Below are 16,490 nucleotides of genomic sequence, written 5' to 3' on the forward strand. Positions count from 1 at the left end.
ACCTGCCCTACCTTGAATGACAGGAGCCAGCTTGTGATCCAGGAAACACAAACTGACGCAAGGCTCGAATCCACTGATCATTTTTGATGGTCAGGACAACGACGTCATGAAAGGCCACATTATGAAGAATGCACCCAGCCCAGCTGGCCGGAGGTTCCTCTCCGTTGCAGCGCTGGCGTCCGTCACCGCACTGGCGTTGAGCGCCTGCGGTGGCGGTGACACGAACAGCACCGCACCCATCGCTGAAGAAACGGGCCCGGTTGAGATCACCCTCGCAACCCCGGCTTTCACCGGCGGCGGCGCCGCGAACCCCTACCAGACGCTGATCGACGCCTTCAAGGCCAAGAACCCGAACATCACGGTGAAGCTGGTGGAGTCACCCAACGACCAGCACGGGCAGACCATGCGCACCCAGCTTCAGGCAGGCAACGCGCCGGACCTCTTCTACGTCACGGCGGGCCGCGGTAACAACCAGTCCTTCGCGTCCCTGGCCGAGGCAGGCTACCTGCAGGACCTGACGGACCAGAAATGGGCAGCGGATGCGATTCCCGCTTCCGCCAAGAACCTGTACTACGACGAGGACAAGGTCTTTGCGGTTCCGGCCGACCTCGCACCCATCACCATGCTGCAGAACACGGGCGTTTTGAAGGAGCTTGGCCTTCAGGAACCCTCCACCTTGGATGAACTGGTCACCCAGTGCAAGACCGCACGGGCAGCTGGCAAGTCGTACTTCGCGGTAGCGGGAACCTCGGGCGCCAACACCGGTCTCCAGGCGATGCAGCTGGCAGCCTCCCTTGTTTATGCCAAGGATCCGCAGTGGGACGCCAAGCGCGCCAATAAGGAGACCACCTTCGCTGACTCTGACTGGAAGAAGGTGCTGGAGCAGATCCTGAAGTTCAAGGATGCCGGTTGCTACCAGGACGGCGCCGCAGGTGCCGGCTTTGACCAGCTCTTCCCGTCAGTGGCCCAAGGGAAAGTGGCCGCCGCATTTGCTCCGGCAGGTGCTGTTGCTGCACTCAGGGCCCAGGTCAAGGACGGTTCTTTCGACGTAGCTGTTCTTCCGGGTGAGAAGGCTGAGGACAGCCGGCTGATCGCAAGCCCCGGCAACGCCCTGGCAGTCAACGCTGCCGGCAAGCACAAGGGTTCCACCCTGAAGTTCCTTGAGTTCCTGGCCCAGCCAGCCAATCAGGATGCCTTGGCCAAGGCCAATGGAAACGTATCCGTCACCTCGGCAATATCCAGTACGGTTCCTGAGCAGTTCCCCTTGTTGGAACCGTACTTCTCAGAGCCCGAGAAGAAGATCGTTTCCCAGCCCAACTACCTCTGGCCCAACAGCGGCGTGTACGACTCGCTCGGCACCGGTATCCAGGGACTTTTGACCGGGCAGGCAACTCCTGACCAGGTTCTGAAGACCATGGACGAGCAGTACGACCGCGGCGCCTAGCCCACGGCGTCAACCCTGATTGGAAGAACTTCCCATGACCGCACAACTTGAGCAGAAAGCGGAGGGCGCCCGGGTCTCCGGGCGCCAGCCCCGCCCCAGCAAAAAGAACGGGCGCCAAGGTGACCGGGCCACCGAGCGTCGCTTCGCAACGTGGTGGTGGTTCACCCCTGCACTCCTTGCCCTGGTGCTCATCCACTACGCCCCCAGCGCCATTGGTGCATTCTTTGCCTTCACCAACTGGAAAGGCCTGGGAAAGTGGCAGTTTGTCGGCTGGGACAACTTCGCGGCAATAGCCGAGGGCGGCCCCACCACCACAGCCCTCATCAACACGTTCATTATTGGTATTTCTTTTGTGGTGCTGACGAACGTCCTCGGCTTGTTGCTTGCACTCGGCCTTAACCGGACAGTTAAGTCCCGCAATGTCATCCGCACCTTGATCTTCGCTCCCGTGGTGCTCAGCTCGCTGGCAACGTCCTACATCTGGAAGTTCATCTTCGAGCAGAGCGGCCCTTTGAACGAGTTCCTGGGCTCCATCGGACTTGAGTCGTTGAAGCGGACATGGCTGGGCGATCCATCAACGGTGCTGCCTGCAATCATCATTGTGATGGTCTGGCAGAACGTTGGTCTTGTGATGGTCATGTACCTGGCCGGCCTGGCAACGGTTTCCCCGGAGCTCGAAGAGGCGGCCTCGCTCGACGGAGCCAGCCTGTGGCAGAGGTTCAACTACGTGGTCCTCCCGGCCATCATGCCGTCAGTGGTGATTGCCATGACGCTCATGCTGATCAACGGACTGCGTGTCTTTGACCAGATCCAGGCCCTGACCGGTGGCGGACCCTACGGTGCATCTGAAACGCTTGCCGTCACTATCTACAAAGAGACCTTTGTGCTTGGACGTTTCGGCTTCGGTGCCGCACTGGCGTTGGTCATGTCCTTGATCATCATCATCCTGACGGTGGCCCAGCGCCTCCTCCTCCGTTCGAGTTCCAGAGGTTAGCCGATCATGTTCCGTTATACGAAGAAGACCTTGCTCCGTGAGGCGCTGCTGATCCTGGTTGCCCTGATCTTCCTGTTGCCGTTCTACTTCCTTATCAACCTGTCATTGAAGAACGGCAACGACGCCCTTACAACGTCCGCCATGCAGCTGGTCACCAACCCCACCCTGGATGCTTTTGGCCAAGCCATCCGCGGCGGCCGCCAGGCGACGTTGATGGATGGAATGCTCAACAGCATCATCATCACGGCAGGAAGCGTGCTGATACTGGTGGCTGTAGGATCCATCTCGGCCTACACACTGAGCCGCCGGACCGGCAAGCTCAGCAAAGCTGCCATGGGACTCATCCTGGTCACCATGGTTTTGCCCGCCCAGGCCGCCATCATCCCCATCTATGTGGGCATGCGGAACGTTGGCCTCGTGGGTACGCACGCCGGCACCATCATCATGTATGCCGGTGCGCTGCTGCCCATCTCCATCTTCCTGTACATGGGCTTCACCAACGGCATCGCCCGGGATTACGAGGAAGCCGCTCAGATCGATGGTGCCTCCCGGTTCACGGTCTTCCGGAAGATCATCTTTCCCCTGCTTTCTCCCGCTACGGGTACGGTGGCGATCTTCACGGGACTCATCGTCTGGAACGACTTTTTCACGGGCCTGATCTTCCTTAACGGTTCTGATGCGGTCACGCTGCCGGTGGTGATCTACAACTTCGTCGGCGAGAGCGTTTCCCAGTGGAACGTGATTTTCGCGGCGATTATCATCTCCATGATCCCCATCCTGGCGTTCTTCCTGGTGGCACAGAAACAGTTCATCCAAGGCTTCACAGGAGGCGTTAAATCTTGAGCTCGCTTGTAGTCCTCACGGAGGGTCAACGTCGCGCAGATCTGGGAGACGGTACCTACATCAACCCGGTTTTCGCGGGAGACCACCCGGACCCCACCATCCTCCGGGACGGTGACGACTACTACGTAACTTTTTCGTCGTTTGAGTCCACTCCCGGGCTGATCATCTGGCACTCCACGGATCTCCTTAACTGGCGTCCCCTGGGCCCGGCGTTGCCCACCCCCATCGGCAACGTCTTTGCAGCCGACATGTGCAAGGTTGATGGCCGGTACTACATCTACGTTCCCGTTATTCCCACCTCCGTGTCGCCTGATCCGGGGGCTCCAGCCCAGATCTACGTCATTCACGCCGAATCCATGGCCGGACCATGGAGTGAGCCAGTCAATCTGGGTATCAACGGACATATCGATCCCGGCCATGTGGTGGGCGAGGACGGCAACCGCTACCTGTTCCTGAGTGGAGTCAGCCGTGTCCGCCTGAGTCCGGACGGTTTGTCCACTGACGGACCCCTGGAGCATGTCTACGACGGCTGGCGCTACCCGGATGATTGGGTGACTGAGGCTTACGCCCTGGAAGGACCCAAACTCACCAAGCGCGGCGGATGGTATTACCTGACGACGGCGGTGGGCGGCACCTCCGGTCCGCCCACAGGTCATATGGTCACCGTAGCCCGCTCGCGTTCGGTTCACGGACCTTGGGAAGACTGCCCTGCCAACCCCATCATCCGTACCTGGGATGCCTCGGAACCATGGTGGAGCAAGGGGCACGCCACGATTTTTGAGGGCCCGAGCGGCCAATGGTGGAGTATTTACCACGCCTATGAAAACGGCTTCACCACTCTGGGCCGCCAAACTCTGGTGGAGCCCATCGAATGGGACAGCGACGGTTGGCCCCGGGCGGCGGGTGGGGATCTCTCCCAGCCGTTGCCGGCGCCTGTTCCAGGCGTTTCGGCCGCGGGAGGAACCAGCCACGGAATACAGCTTTCGGACGATTTCGCAGCGGACCGCTTCGGCATTCAGTGGTCCTTCCATGCTCCTGGCAAAGACGAGTATTCGCGGGTTTCATTGGACGAAGGCCTGGTTCTCACGGCCAGCGGCAAAGACCCCTCCGAAAGTTCGCCGCTGACATGCATCGTGGGGGACAAACGCTACGAGGTCACCGTTGAAGCGGAATTCTCCGGTGGTGCCGAGGGCGGGCTGCTGCTCTATTACAGTGACCGGCTGTTCTGCGGGATGGGCCATGACGGGGAGCGGCTCCGGAGCTATCGTGCCGGAAAGAACATTCCTTACTGGCGGGAGCCGGCACCGGCGGCATCAACCATCCACTTCCGCATTGTCAGCGATGCGCACATCGTCACTCAGTACTACAGCACCGATGGGGTCAACTGGACCCGCCACGGGCTGCGGTACGAGATGTCTGGCTACAACACCAACACGGCCGGCGAGCTTCTGAGCCTGCGGCCGGCCTTGTTCGCGACAGGCTCCGGCCAGGTGCGCTTCAGGAACTTCCGGTACCGGGCACTGGAGGACTGACGCTCCACCACGGAGTCACAAAAAGGGCTGGTCCACCACCATGGTGGACCAGCCCTTTTGGGTTCCTTTTTACTTCATGCTCCGGGCTATTGCCCGGGCTCCGAGGACCGCGAGGGCCACGGAAGTCAGCGTTGGATTGCTGGCGGTGGATGTGGGGATCACGCCGTTGCCGGCCACATAGAGCCCCTCAGTACCCCACACCTGGCTATCCGGACCGCATACGGAGCGGCCGTCGTCGTGCTGCCCCATCCGGACCGAGCCCTGGTAGTGGAGCGACGAGCCGGCGGGGAGGAGGAATGGTGGCCTGTCGTCCAGGAAGGTGCCCAGGGCTTTGCCGGCCCGGGTCACTGCGTCCTTGGCGTCATCAATGACCCTCAGGTCTTTCCAGGTGAGGTTGTAGTTGATGGTCATGCGCGGCATTCCGTAGTGGTCTAGGCTTGACTCGTCGAATTCCACCCTGTTCTCTTCCACGGTTTCGGTGGCGCAGAACCAGCCCAGGCCAATTACCGATCCGGGCACCACTGGATCGTCTTCAGCCAGCGGTACGGGCGAGGCGTCGAGCTGCATCACCTGGCCGTGGAAAGGCTCCTCGTCCGTGTAAGGAACCCAGGAAACACCGCTGTGCAGTGCGGCTCCGGCGGCAGCATCCTTGACTCCGTCGGCCACAACACCGGCCGGCAAGCGGACAGCGCTGATGACCTGCGGCTGGTCGTTCAAGTACCGGCCCAGTGCCCGCGGCCGCACCCCCGAGGCGAACAAGAGCTGCGGCGTGCGGAGGGCATCGGCGGCCACCACCACCGCGGGTGCGTGAGCCAGGGAGACTGCCCCGGTGGCGAGGTCTCTAAGTTCCACTCCGGTGACCCGTCCGGCGTCGAGCGTTACCCTTTGGCACAGCGTCTGGTCACGGAGCTCGAAGGTCTCGCCGCGCGTGGTGGGGTCAGCCAACGGACCAAGGACGACGTCCGTCCCGGACCACGTGACGGTGCCATCCGGATGCTTTTGCACGGCAAGCGGCATGGGCTGGATTGCCGCCGCACCGGTGCGGTCAAAAGCATGCTCAAGCAGCCGCCGGACTTCACCGGAGAAGGGTGCGTCAACGAATGCTCCGGACGTAACGGACAGGAGCCGCTCAGCCTCAGCCAGTGCTGCATCCAGCGTGCCGTCGTCCAGGAAGGAGATGCGCTCCGATGCTCCTGGCCGGGGGCAGGCGCAGGTCCAGTGGGCACCCATGCCACCAACGTTGCTGGACATCGCGGCGGCCGGCATCCCGGCGCGGGGAGCGAGCTCGTCCGGACGCAGCAGGAAAGTCCCCGGCCGCCCCGGCCCGGGGACCGGGGACTCCGGGCTGAGAGACGTGACCGGACCTTGTGATGCCAGCTGGGCGGCAGCCCTTGCCTGCGGATCCGGCAGGTTCTTGACGTGCAGGCCTGGTTGTTCGGACAGCGATGGGCCGGCTTCGACCATGAGGACCCGCAGCCGGGGAGCCTCGTCATGGAGAATTCGGGCGTAGGCGGCGCCAGTGGGTCCACTGCCAACAATGACGACGTCGTACATAGGGTTTGGGGTTTTCACGGGAATCCTTCACGGATCACTCAGTGCCCGGCGTGTGAACCTGCAGCACGGTGCCCGGGAGCATCAGCGCACGTTTGCGTGCCCTGTCGATGCAAGCACCTGGTAGAAACGCTAGCTGGTGGACGTGCCCGGGAGCACCTGCGGGTCATTCGATCTGTGGATGAAGGGCATCGGGGTTCCTGATCCGGCTTCCACTGCCATTTGCCGCCTGCCGCCAGTAGCGTTGGACTACGCCCGTCGTAGGTCGGTGCGACATGTCGCGTTCAGTGCGCGCCAAATACGAGGAGCTGGGTGTTGGATACCGCCCATCAGATCAAGCGTGGAGTCAGTTTCTACAGTTACCAGGAAGAGTGCTTCCTGAAGAAGATGTCCTTGGAGGACTGTGTCAGCGAGGCCGCGTCCATAGGGGCATTGGGGATCGAGGTCATCCCCGAGCAGTCCATGGCCGGATACCCGGATCCCGGCGAAGCCTTCTACCGCACGTGGGACGGCTGGATGCAAAAGTACGGCACCACCACGGTGGCCACGGACCTTTTCCTGGATACCAAGCGGTACCCCGGCCGGGTCATGACTTTGGATGAGATGACGGAGTCTGTCCGCAAGGACCTGGACATCGCCAAGAGGATGGGCGCCAAGCACGTCCGAGCCATTATCAACACCCCGCCGGAGGTCATGGAAGCCTGCGCCTCCTACGCTGAGCAGCTGGGCCTGAAGCTGCTTCTGGAAGTTCATGCGCCCTTCCACTACGAGCACCCCTGGGTGATCCGGCATTTGGAGGTCATGCACCGCTTGCAGTCTCCGGCTCTGGGCTTCATGCCGGACATGGGTACGTTCGTTGAACGTTTCCCCCGGGTCATGTCGGACCGGGCGCTGCGCGACGGAGCCCGGCCCCGTTTTGTGGAGCTCGCGGTGGAAACGTACAACAACCATGGGGACGTGCACGGGCTCATGGACACCTTCAACTACATGGGTGCCAACCCGGTGGAGCAGGGCATTGCCCGTCTTTCCACCTTCCTCACCTGGAATGATCCGCGGGGGATGCTGGAGCACATGCCGCTGATCCACCACATCCAGGCCAAGTTCTATGAGATGACGGATGAGGGCGTGGAGTACAGCATTCCCTACGACAGGATCATCCCGGTGCTGATTGAGGGCGGGTACACCGGCTACCTCTCCAGCGAGTACGAGGGCAACAGGCATATCCAGGACATTTTTGAGGTGGACAGCGTAGAGCAGGTCCGCCGGCAGCACAGGATGTTTGAGCGTCTGCTCGGTGAGGACGCGGGGGTCGCCGCAGGCGCCCCTGCCCAGGGAGGTCACAGTGTTCGATAAATACATGATCGTTGAGGACACCCTCCGCAACGTGGTCAAGGGCGACGACGTCACAGGCTTCCAGCTTGGCGTGCGGCTTCCGTACTACCGCGGTTTAGGGCTTTCCATGGTGGAGGACGTGCAGGTCACCGTCGACGGCGAGACAGCCCCGGCTTCCGCGGTATCCCTCACCGTCCACGGAAATACCTACAAACTCGCAGACCTCCCCGGGATCTTCGATGACCGCTGGGAAATGGGCGAAATTGCAACAGTTGCCGTGGACAGGCCAGGCGGACTGGGGCGGGGCGAGCACGCCGTGGCAGTACGCGAACGGTTGAGGATCTCCTACATGCCCGTTCCGGGCGGTGGAGCCGATCAAAAGGTACTGACCCTCCGGGACTGACCGCCGTAGCCGGCGCAATGTCCACCATCAACGAAAGGATCAACGGTGACATTGGCGCCGGTACACCACGAGCTTGTGGAAAACCTCATGGAATCCATGACGTGGGAACAGAAGCTCGCCCAGCTCCAAATAGCTTTCCGCCCGCGGCTGGAGGATGCTGCGGAGCTGGTCCGCAGCGGGATCGGAGCCATCTTCTGGCCGCGCAGTGCCGCTGCCACCAATGAGCTGCAACGGATCGCCCGCGAGGAAACGCCCCATGGCATCCCGCTCCTGGTGGGGTTGGATGTGATCCACGGACAGCGGACAACTTTTCCGGTCCCTATCGCCCAGGCGGCCAGCTTTGATCCGGCCACTGCAGAGGTGGATGCCCGCGTCACAGCGCAGGAGGCGGCCTCCGGGGGAGTCAACTGGACGTTCTCGCCCATGATCGATGTGTCCCGGGATCCTCGCTGGGGCCGCGTTGTTGAAGGCTTCGGTGAAGACGCCTACGTCAACAGTGTGTTCGGAGCGGCGAAGGTGCGCGGCTACCAAGGGGAATCCCTGGGTGATCCGGGTTCCATACTGGCGTGTGCCAAACACTTTGTGGCCTACGGCCAGGCGGAAGGTGGGCGGGACTACAACACCGTTGATGTTTCCAGCCAGCGGCTCCGCAATGTCTACCTGGACCCGTTCAGGGCTGCTGTCGACGCCGGCGTGGCCACTGTCATGGCCGCATTCAATACAGTTTCCGGGCGGCCGGCGCACGCCAACCACCACCTGCTGACCTCCATCCTGAAGGACGAGTTTGGATTCGAGGGTGTTGTGGTGGGTGACGCGGACGGCGTGGTTAATCTGCTGGACCATGGCATTGCCGAAGACCTCAATGATGCGTTGAGACAGTCATTTGCGGCCGGCCTGGACGTTGAAATGGGCGGCAACGTCACAACGGCCGACGGCGACGCTCGCCTTGGGCCGGACGACGTGCCGGTGGCACGCGTGGACGATGCCGTCCGGCGCGTTCTCCGCCTGAAACTTGGGCTGGGCTTGTTCGAGGATCCTTACGTGGTCCCCGAGCACGAGGTGACAGTACCGTCCCCCGACAGCCGGTTGGCTGCACTGGCCACTGCGGAGAAGGGGCTGGTCCTGCTCAAGAACCAGTCCGTACTGCCGCTCGGACCGGCCCCCCAGCGGGTACTCCTTGTGGGACCTTACGCCAACAGCACTGATCATCTCGGTGCCTGGGTCCAGTCCTTTGCCGAACCTGCCGGTTCCTTGGCTGACGCAATCCGGCAAGAATGCCCGGAATGGCAACTGACCGTACGGGACGCCGCGGGCTTTTTTGGTGATGCACCCGGATCGATAGCCCAGGCCGTGGCTGATGCCGCTGATTTCGACGCGATTCTAGTGGCGGTCGGGGAACCTTCGGCGCTGTCAGGGGAGGCAAACTCCCGCAGCGACCTCCGGCTTCCCGGCGCCCAGGAAGAGTTGATCCTTGCTGTGGCTGCCACGGGCACGCCGTCGGCCATTGTCATGTTCAACGGGCGGCCATTGGTGACCGCCGCCTGGATCGATGCTGTGCCGGCGCTTTTGGAGGCGTGGCACTCGGGGCTGGAAGGCCCGCGTGCCGTGGCCCGTGCCCTGAGTGGCGCAGTGAACCCGGGTGGGCGGTTGCCCATGACGTTCCCCAGGTCTTCCAGCCAGGTGCCCATCTACTACGACCACGAGAACACGGGGCGCCCGGCCACGATTTCCGGAACGGTCGACGGCGGCGCCCACGACGTTGGCTTGCTGGGTCCAGGCAACACGGATGACCATTACACGTCCAAGTACAGGGACCTTGAACTGGGACCGCAGTTCCCGTTTGGGCACGGGCTCAGCTACACCGCCTTCCAGTACGGCGGGCCCAGCGTGACCCCGGCCAGTATTTCCCTGCACGATCTCCGGGCCGGCGGATCAGTTGAGGTGTCGGTTTCCGTCACGAACACCGGGGCCGTGGCAGGGGACGAAGTCACGATGGTGTTCATTCGGGACCTGGTGGCGTCGCTGGCCCAGCCCGTCCGCCGGCTGCGCTCGTTCACCCGGTCAACCCTGAACCCGGACCAGTCCACAACGTTGACTTTCGAGCTGGGCTGGAAGGACCTCGGTTTCTGGGACAACCAGGATCACTACGCTGTGGAGGCCGGTACCTTCGAAATCCATGTGGGCGGCGGCCTGGACCACGCAAAGGTCGTGGAGCTCCGCGTCTCCTGAGCGAGGCCGGACTCCTGCGCTGCCCGCTAAAGCTCAGGCGCGTAAGGGGAGCGGTCCTCATCCGGGGCCGGCCGGTCGGTGCACATTGGACCCGGCATGGCGCAGAAGCTCAGTTTGGAGCGGGGCAGCGCGAACCTTTGGCTACGTCGCCACCCCAATACCGCCCAGCGGCGGCCACCCATCACGGGTGGCCGCCGCTTTGCTGTGTCCGGCTGTTCTGCCGTCCGCCCCGAATCCGCGGCTTGTACGCACATCCGAACCGTGACGGCTCTGGCCCGCGAACAACCCCGGAAGCAAGCGCCCGCCGAAACCGTGAGTCCGGAGAAACATCGAGTTAACCTCCCCGCCCGACGCATGAAATGTCTGCTTGGATACTCTGGTGCAACAATGTTTACTAGTAGCTAACACCAACCCGGACAGGAATGTTTCGATGACAAGTGTCGCAACCCCTGCTGTAACCCCCGCGGCGGAGTTCACCACTCCGGCACGCACCGAGCCGCCGGCAGCCCGCCCGGAAACTCCCGCCGACGCGCCCACCATCTCCCTCGCGGACATTGCCCGCGCCCACAACGTCCGCTTCCTCCTGGCCACCTTCGTGGACATGACCGGCAAGCCCTGCGCCAAGCTGGTCCCGGTGGAAGCTGCCGGCGAACTCGAAAAAGGCGCCATGGGCTTCGCCGGCTATGCCGCGGGCCTCATCGGCCAGAAGCCCCAGGACGCGGACCTCATCGCCGTCCCGGATCTCACGTCCTTCACCCCGGTGCCCTTCATCAAGGAGGGCCTGGCCATCATCCACTGCGATCCGCACGTCAACGGCAAGCCCTGGCCCTACGCCCCCCGCGTCATCCTCAAGAACGCCCTGGCGCGCCTCGCGGACCAGGGCATGCAGGCCAAGGTGGGTGCGGAGGTGGAGTACTTCCTGGTCAACAGGAACGACGACGGGACGCTGAGCACCGCCGACGCCCGCGACGATTCGCCCCGGCCCTGCTATGACGCCCGCGGTGTCACGCGCATGTACGAACACCTGACCGCCATCTCCGAGGCGATGAACAGCCTCGGCTGGGGCAACTACGCCAACGACCACGAGGACGCCGCCGGCCAGTTCGAGCAGAACTTCAATTACGCAGATGCCCTCACTACGGCCGACCGCGTGGTCTCGCTCCGCTACATCCTGAACATCCTGGCCGAGCAGCGCGGCATGACCGCCACCTTCATGCCCAAGCCGTTCACGGACCGCACCGGCACCGGCCTGCATTTCCACCTCTCCCTATGGTCGGACAGCAACGCACTGTTCCCGGAAGCGGGAGATACAGCGGACGACGGCGGACGCGGCCTGGGGCTGTCCGGCCTCGCCTATTCGTTCATCGGCGGGATCCTGGACCACGCGCCGGCGCTGCAGGCCTTCCTCGCCCCCACGGTGAATTCCTACAAGCGCACAGGCGCCACCACCAGCTCGTCCGGCGCCACCTGGTCCCCGCGGAAGGCATCGTACGGCGGCAATGACCGCACCCACATGATCCGCGTGCCGGACAACAAGAGGATCGAACTGCGCTCCGGCGACGGGTCCGCCAACCCGTACCTGGCCATCGCTGCAACGGTTGCCGCAGGCCTGGACGGGGTGGAAAGGTCGATCGACCCGGGCACGCCGTCCGGCCCGGGGGAGTCCAGGCCGGACGCCCACCTCCTGCCCGCCACGCTGCTGCACGCCGTCGAAGCACTCCGCAGGGACCCGGTCATCCTGGCCAGCCTCAGCGGCGACGCGGCAATCGGCGCCTACTACGCCAACGCCAAGGAAGACGAGTTCCTCAGCTGGCACAACCAGGTCAGCGACTGGGAAATCCGCACGTACCTGACCTCGATCTAGCCCACCCACCAGCACCAACAAGCAAAGGACCCCCACCAATGTGCGGAATCGCCGCGCTGCAGCTGCGCAATCCCTCGCTGCACCCCCAGATGGGCAGCCTGCTGTCCTCGATGCTCTGCCAGATCGTGGACCGCGGCCCGGACTCCGCCGGCCTCGCCGTCTACAACACGCCGGGCCTGGTCTCCCCGGGCACCTCCACGCTGAGCCTGCTCGGCCGGGACCAGGGGATTACGACGGCGGCACTCACCGCGGACGTCGCGGCGCTCCTCGCCGGCGTGCTTCCAGCCGATGCGGCAGCAGCCGTGCAGGTGGTGGGCGACACCACCCTGGTCAGCGCCGCCGTCGGGACGGACCTGCTGGTGAAGGCCGTCACTGAAACCGTGCCCGGCGCCACCATCATTGGCCGGGGCGAGCACGTGGCGGTGATGAAGAGCGTGGGCCACCCCATGGAGATCGCCGCCGAGCACGGGCTGGAAGGGATGGCCGGCAGCCAGGGCCTTTCCCACACCCGGATGGCCACCGAATCGGCCGTCACAGCGGGCGGCTCGCACCCGTTCTCCGTGGCCGACGATCTCTGCCTGGTGCACAACGGCTCCTTCTCCAACCACGCCACCGTCCGCCGGAGCCTCAAGCGTGAAGGCGTGGTGTTCGACTCCGAGAACGACACCGAGGTGGGCGCCCGCTACGTCGCCTCCCGGCTGAAACAGGGCGACACCCTCGAGGAAGCACTGGTGAACCTGGGCAAGGTCCTGGACGGCTTCTACACCCTTGTGGTTACCACTGCGGACAGCATGGCAGTGGTCCGCGACCCCATCGCCTGCAAGCCGGCCATCATCGCCGAAACCGATGACTACGTGGCCATGGCCTCCGAATACCGCGCCCTGGCCGCCCTGCCCGGCATCGACAACGCCCGCATCTTTGAACCGGAACCCGGAAAGGTCTACACATGGTCACTCTGACAGCCCCCGAAGCACCTGCTCCCGCACTGGAGGCCCCCACAGTGGTGGACCTCGCCGATGCACCGGTCCGCAGCCTGAACCAGGACCTGCACAACGCCGTGGACGGCCAGTCCTGGACCATCACTAACCCGGGCGGCAAGCACAGCCTCGCGGTCGGCATCAACGCCGACGTCACCGTGACCATCGAAGGCCATGCCGGTTACTACGCCGCCGGGATGCACCAGAAGGGCAGCGTCACCGTCACCGGCAATGCCGGCGTGGGGCTGGCCGAGAACATCATGTCCGGCACGGTCCACGTACAGGGCGATGCCTCCCAGTCCGCTGCCGCCACCGGCCACGGCGGCCTGGTGGTCATCGACGGCAACGCCGGTGCACGCTGCGGCATCTCGATGAAGGGCGTGGACATCGTGGTGGGCGGCAACATCGGCCACATGTCCGCATTCATGGCCCAGGCCGGCCGCCTGGTGGTCTGCGGCGACGCCGGCGATGCCCTGGGTGACTCGATCTACGAGGCCCGGATTTACGTCAAGGGCGTCGTAGCCTCCCTGGGTGCCGACTGCATCGAAAAGCCGGTCCGCGAAGAACATCTCGCAGAACTCGCCGAACTCCTCGAAGCCGCCGGCCGCACCGACAACCCGGCCGATTTCAAACGCTACGGCTCCGCCCGGAACCTCTACCACTTCCACGTCGACAACTCGACCGCCTACTAGGAGGCCCCCGTGACCATTACCTCCCTCCCCGCACCCGCGCAGGGCCCCGCAGGCGCCGCCGCCAACGTCCCAGCTTCGGATATCGCTGAGCTCGGTCTCCGCGAGTCCGCCACCTTTGACCGCGCCACCATCGCCGACATCCAGCGCGCCGCTGCCACCGGCGTCTACGACATCCGCGGCTGGGGCGCCAAGCGCAAGGTCCCGCACTTCGACGACCTGCTCTTCCTCGGCGCCTCGATGTCCCGCTACCCGCTGGAGGGCTACCGCGAAAAGTGCGATACCGACGTCGTCCTCGGAGACCGGCACGCGTCACGCCCGCTGCACCTGCAGACCCCGGTGACCATCGCCGGCATGAGCTTCGGCGCCCTGTCCGCCAACGCCAAGGAAGCGCTGGGCCGCGGCGCCAGCGAGGTGGGCACCTCCACCACCACGGGCGACGGCGGCATGACGCCTGAGGAGCGCGGCCAGTCCAAGCACCTGGTGTACCAGTACCTGCCATCCCGCTACGGCATGAACCCGGACGACCTCCGGAAGGCCGACGCCATCGAGATCGTGCTGGGCCAGGGCGCCAAACCCGGCGGCGGCGGCATGCTCCTCGGCCAGAAGATCACCGAACGGGTGGCCGGGATGCGCACCCTGCCCGTGGGCATCGACCAGCGCTCCGCCAGCCGCCACCCGGACTGGACCGGCCCGGACGACCTCGAAATCAAGATCGGCGAGCTGCGCGAAATCACCGACTGGAAGACCCCCATCTACGTCAAGATCGGCGCATCCCGGCCGTATTACGACACCGCGCTCGCCGTGAAATCCGGCGCTGACGTGGTGGTCCTCGACGGCATGCAGGGCGGCACCGCCGCAACGCAGCAGGTGTTCATCGAAAACGTCGGCATCCCCACCCTCGCCGCCATCCCGCAGTCCGTCCAGGCGCTGCAGGAACTCGGCATGCACCGCAAGGTCCAGCTGATCGTCTCCGGCGGCATCCGCACCGGCGCCGACGTCGCCAAGGCCATGGCCCTGGGCGCGGACGCCGTGGCCATCGGCACCGCCGCCCTGATCGCCCTGGGCGACAACGATCCCCGCTACGCCGCCGAATACGCCCGGTTGGGCTCCGCCGCCGGGTTCTATGACGACTTCCAGGACGGCCGCGACCCCGCCGGCATCACCACCCAGGACCCGGAGCTCTCGTCCCGGCTGGACCCGGTGGCCGCCGGAAAGCGGCTGGCCAACTACCTCCGCGTCCTCACCATGGAAGCCCAGACCATCGCCCGCGCCTGCGGCAAGTCCCACCTGCACAACCTGGAACCCGAGGACCTGGTGGCATTGACCATCGAGGCCTCCGCCATGGCCCGCGTGCCGCTGGCCGGCACCAGCTGGATTCCCGGCGTGCAGGGAAACTTCTGATGGCAGGCGGAGCCACTGGCGGCCCATCCGGTGACCCCGCCGGGTTTGCCGGCGAGGCGCCCGGCCTGTCGGACTATGTGGTGGTTGGCGCCGGCCTGGCCGGTGCCGCCACTGCCTGGCAGCTGGCCGCCCGCGGGCACCAGGTCACGCTGCTGGAGCGTGACGTTCCGGCTGCCCATGATGCCAGCTCCCACGGCTCCGCCCGGATCTTCCGCTATGCCTACCCGGACCCGTTCTACACGCACGCCGTGCTGGACTCGAAAGCACTCTGGGACGGGCTGGCCGCCGAGACGGGAACCGAACTGATCACACCCTTCGGGGCGGTGGACTACGGCCCCACGCGGCAGCCGGCACTGCTGGCCGGCGTCCTGGCCGGGGCCGGGATCGACCACGAGCTGCTCTCCGCCGCTGAAGCGCGCAGCCGCTGGCCGCAGATCGCGTTCGATACCGAGGTCCTCTGGCACCCCGGCGCGGGCGTGATCGACGCCGAAACCTCGGTCAACGCGATGGTGGCGCTCGCGGTCCGGCACGGTGCCCGGGTGTTGACCGGCTGGACCCTGGAACGGGTGGAACGCCTGGGCAGCGGTCCCGGCGCCGTGTACCGGCTGCACTCCGCCACGGGTGGAACGCTCGACGCCGGCAACGTGGTGATCAGCGCCGGCGGCTGGCTGCCACGGCTGCTTGACTCCCTGCCGCTGCCGGCCGGGTTCCTCGCCGGCCTGCCGGAATTCACGGTCCGCCAGGAGCAGGCCTTCCACTTCAGGTACCGGGAGGACTTCGGTTTTTCCGCCACCAACTGGCCCACCTTCATCCACAAGGCCGCGGACATCCAGGCCTACGGGCTCCCCGGTGGCCGCGACGCCGGATTCGCCGGCCAGAAGGTGGCCGAATACAACGGCGGACCGCTGATCCCGTCGGCCGCAGACCAGACCGGCCGGGTGGACCCCGCCAACCGCACCCGCGTGGTGGACTACGTCAGCCGTTACCTGCCCGGCTTGGACCCCGAGCCGTACGCCGAAACCACCTGCCTGTTCACCAACACCCCCACCGAGGACTTCCTCATCGACCGGGCGGACAACCTCACCGTCGTCTCGCCCTGCTCCGGGCACGGCGCCAAATTCGCCCCGCTGATCGGACAGTGGGCAGCCGATCTGGCCACCGGCGCAGGGGCCGTCCCGGACCGGTTCCGCGGCGCCACCTTGCCAGCACTCACCACGTAGAACGGATC

The 16,490-nt window shown here is 64.8% G+C and carries 13 protein-coding genes; 12 read left to right on the forward strand and 1 reads right to left on the reverse strand.

Annotated elements, in window-relative coordinates:
• The first annotated feature begins 121 nt into the window (after positions 1 to 121).
• From AC1DBN_RS08370 to AC1DBN_RS08385, 4 genes are read left to right on the forward strand one after another with little or no spacing between them, the layout of a single operon-like run.
• Positions 122 to 1,444, forward strand: coding sequence for an ABC transporter substrate-binding protein (locus tag AC1DBN_RS08370; RefSeq protein WP_477722992.1), 1,323 nt, complete (start codon positions 122 to 124; stop codon positions 1,442 to 1,444).
• Between the two features lie 34 nt (positions 1,445 to 1,478).
• A complete protein-coding gene (locus AC1DBN_RS08375) occupies positions 1,479 to 2,438 on the forward strand; it encodes a carbohydrate ABC transporter permease (protein WP_091723510.1) in 960 nt (319 codons plus the stop codon).
• Positions 2,439 to 2,444: 6 nt separating this feature from the next.
• Positions 2,445 to 3,281: a carbohydrate ABC transporter permease gene (locus AC1DBN_RS08380; RefSeq protein ID WP_091723508.1), complete on the forward strand. Its 837-nt coding sequence runs from the start codon at positions 2,445 to 2,447 to the stop codon at positions 3,279 to 3,281.
• On the forward strand, positions 3,278 to 4,813 hold the full coding sequence (locus AC1DBN_RS08385) for a family 43 glycosylhydrolase (RefSeq protein WP_091723507.1): 1,536 nt from the start codon (positions 3,278 to 3,280) through the stop codon (positions 4,811 to 4,813). Before AC1DBN_RS08380 ends, AC1DBN_RS08385 begins: the two co-directional genes overlap by 4 nt.
• Before the next feature lie 69 nt (positions 4,814 to 4,882).
• Here the strand turns inward: AC1DBN_RS08385 and AC1DBN_RS08390 are convergent, their stop codons facing one another.
• Complete coding sequence (locus AC1DBN_RS08390) at positions 4,883 to 6,385, reverse strand: GMC oxidoreductase (RefSeq protein WP_322788303.1); 1,503 nt, start codon at positions 6,383 to 6,385, stop codon at positions 4,883 to 4,885.
• Positions 6,386 to 6,676: 291 nt separating this feature from the next.
• Here AC1DBN_RS08390 and AC1DBN_RS08395 point away from each other — a divergent pair, with 291 nt between their 5' ends.
• The 8 genes from AC1DBN_RS08395 (at position 6,677) to AC1DBN_RS08430 (ending at position 16,482) form a co-directional block, all read left to right on the forward strand.
• Positions 6,677 to 7,717, forward strand: a complete 1,041-nt coding sequence (locus AC1DBN_RS08395) for a sugar phosphate isomerase/epimerase family protein (protein WP_477722993.1) — start codon at positions 6,677 to 6,679, stop codon at positions 7,715 to 7,717.
• Positions 7,707 to 8,099, forward strand: a complete 393-nt coding sequence (locus AC1DBN_RS08400; protein ID WP_091723502.1) for a C-glycoside deglycosidase beta subunit domain-containing protein — start codon at positions 7,707 to 7,709, stop codon at positions 8,097 to 8,099. The genes AC1DBN_RS08395 and AC1DBN_RS08400 overlap by 11 nt, the downstream gene beginning before the upstream one ends.
• Before the next feature lie 45 nt (positions 8,100 to 8,144).
• Positions 8,145 to 10,328, forward strand: a complete 2,184-nt coding sequence (locus tag AC1DBN_RS08405; protein ID WP_477722994.1) for a glycoside hydrolase family 3 N-terminal domain-containing protein — start codon at positions 8,145 to 8,147, stop codon at positions 10,326 to 10,328.
• 430 nt (positions 10,329 to 10,758) lie between these two features.
• Positions 10,759 to 12,192 carry a type III glutamate--ammonia ligase gene (gene glnT, locus AC1DBN_RS08410; RefSeq protein WP_477722995.1) on the forward strand — a complete coding sequence of 478 codons (1,434 nt, stop codon included), beginning with the start codon at positions 10,759 to 10,761 and terminating at the stop codon, positions 12,190 to 12,192.
• Positions 12,193 to 12,230: 38 nt separating this feature from the next.
• On the forward strand, positions 12,231 to 13,151 hold the full coding sequence (locus tag AC1DBN_RS08415) for a class II glutamine amidotransferase domain-containing protein (RefSeq protein ID WP_091723498.1): 921 nt from the start codon (positions 12,231 to 12,233) through the stop codon (positions 13,149 to 13,151).
• Positions 13,139 to 13,861, forward strand: coding sequence for a GltB/FmdC/FwdC-like GXGXG domain-containing protein (locus AC1DBN_RS08420; RefSeq protein ID WP_091723497.1), 723 nt, complete (start codon positions 13,139 to 13,141; stop codon positions 13,859 to 13,861). The genes AC1DBN_RS08415 and AC1DBN_RS08420 overlap by 13 nt, the downstream gene beginning before the upstream one ends.
• 9 nt (positions 13,862 to 13,870) lie before the next feature.
• The gene (locus AC1DBN_RS08425) at positions 13,871 to 15,262 is read left to right on the forward strand and encodes an FMN-binding glutamate synthase family protein (protein WP_314214814.1); all 1,392 of its coding nucleotides are present in this window, start codon (positions 13,871 to 13,873) and stop codon (positions 15,260 to 15,262) included.
• Entirely contained in the window at positions 15,262 to 16,482 is a 1,221-nt protein-coding gene (locus AC1DBN_RS08430; RefSeq protein WP_231994382.1) for an FAD-dependent oxidoreductase, read from the forward strand. Before AC1DBN_RS08425 ends, AC1DBN_RS08430 begins: the two co-directional genes overlap by 1 nt.
• Positions 16,483 to 16,490 lie beyond the last annotated feature (8 nt).

Source organism: Pseudarthrobacter sp. 10T415 (genome assembly GCF_056394175.1).

Coding starts and splice junctions, on each gene's coding strand:
- AC1DBN_RS08370 (WP_477722992.1), top strand. CDS start 122: ATGAAGAATGCACCCAGCCCAGCTGGCCGGAGGTTCCTCTCCGTTGCA.
- AC1DBN_RS08375 (WP_091723510.1), top strand. CDS start 1,479: ATGACCGCACAACTTGAGCAGAAAGCGGAGGGCGCCCGGGTCTCCGGG.
- AC1DBN_RS08380 (WP_091723508.1), top strand. CDS start 2,445: ATGTTCCGTTATACGAAGAAGACCTTGCTCCGTGAGGCGCTGCTGATC.
- glnT (WP_477722995.1), top strand. CDS start 10,759: ATGACAAGTGTCGCAACCCCTGCTGTAACCCCCGCGGCGGAGTTCACC.
- AC1DBN_RS08415 (WP_091723498.1), top strand. CDS start 12,231: ATGTGCGGAATCGCCGCGCTGCAGCTGCGCAATCCCTCGCTGCACCCC.
- AC1DBN_RS08420 (WP_091723497.1), top strand. CDS start 13,139: ATGGTCACTCTGACAGCCCCCGAAGCACCTGCTCCCGCACTGGAGGCC.
- AC1DBN_RS08430 (WP_231994382.1), top strand. CDS start 15,262: ATGGCAGGCGGAGCCACTGGCGGCCCATCCGGTGACCCCGCCGGGTTT.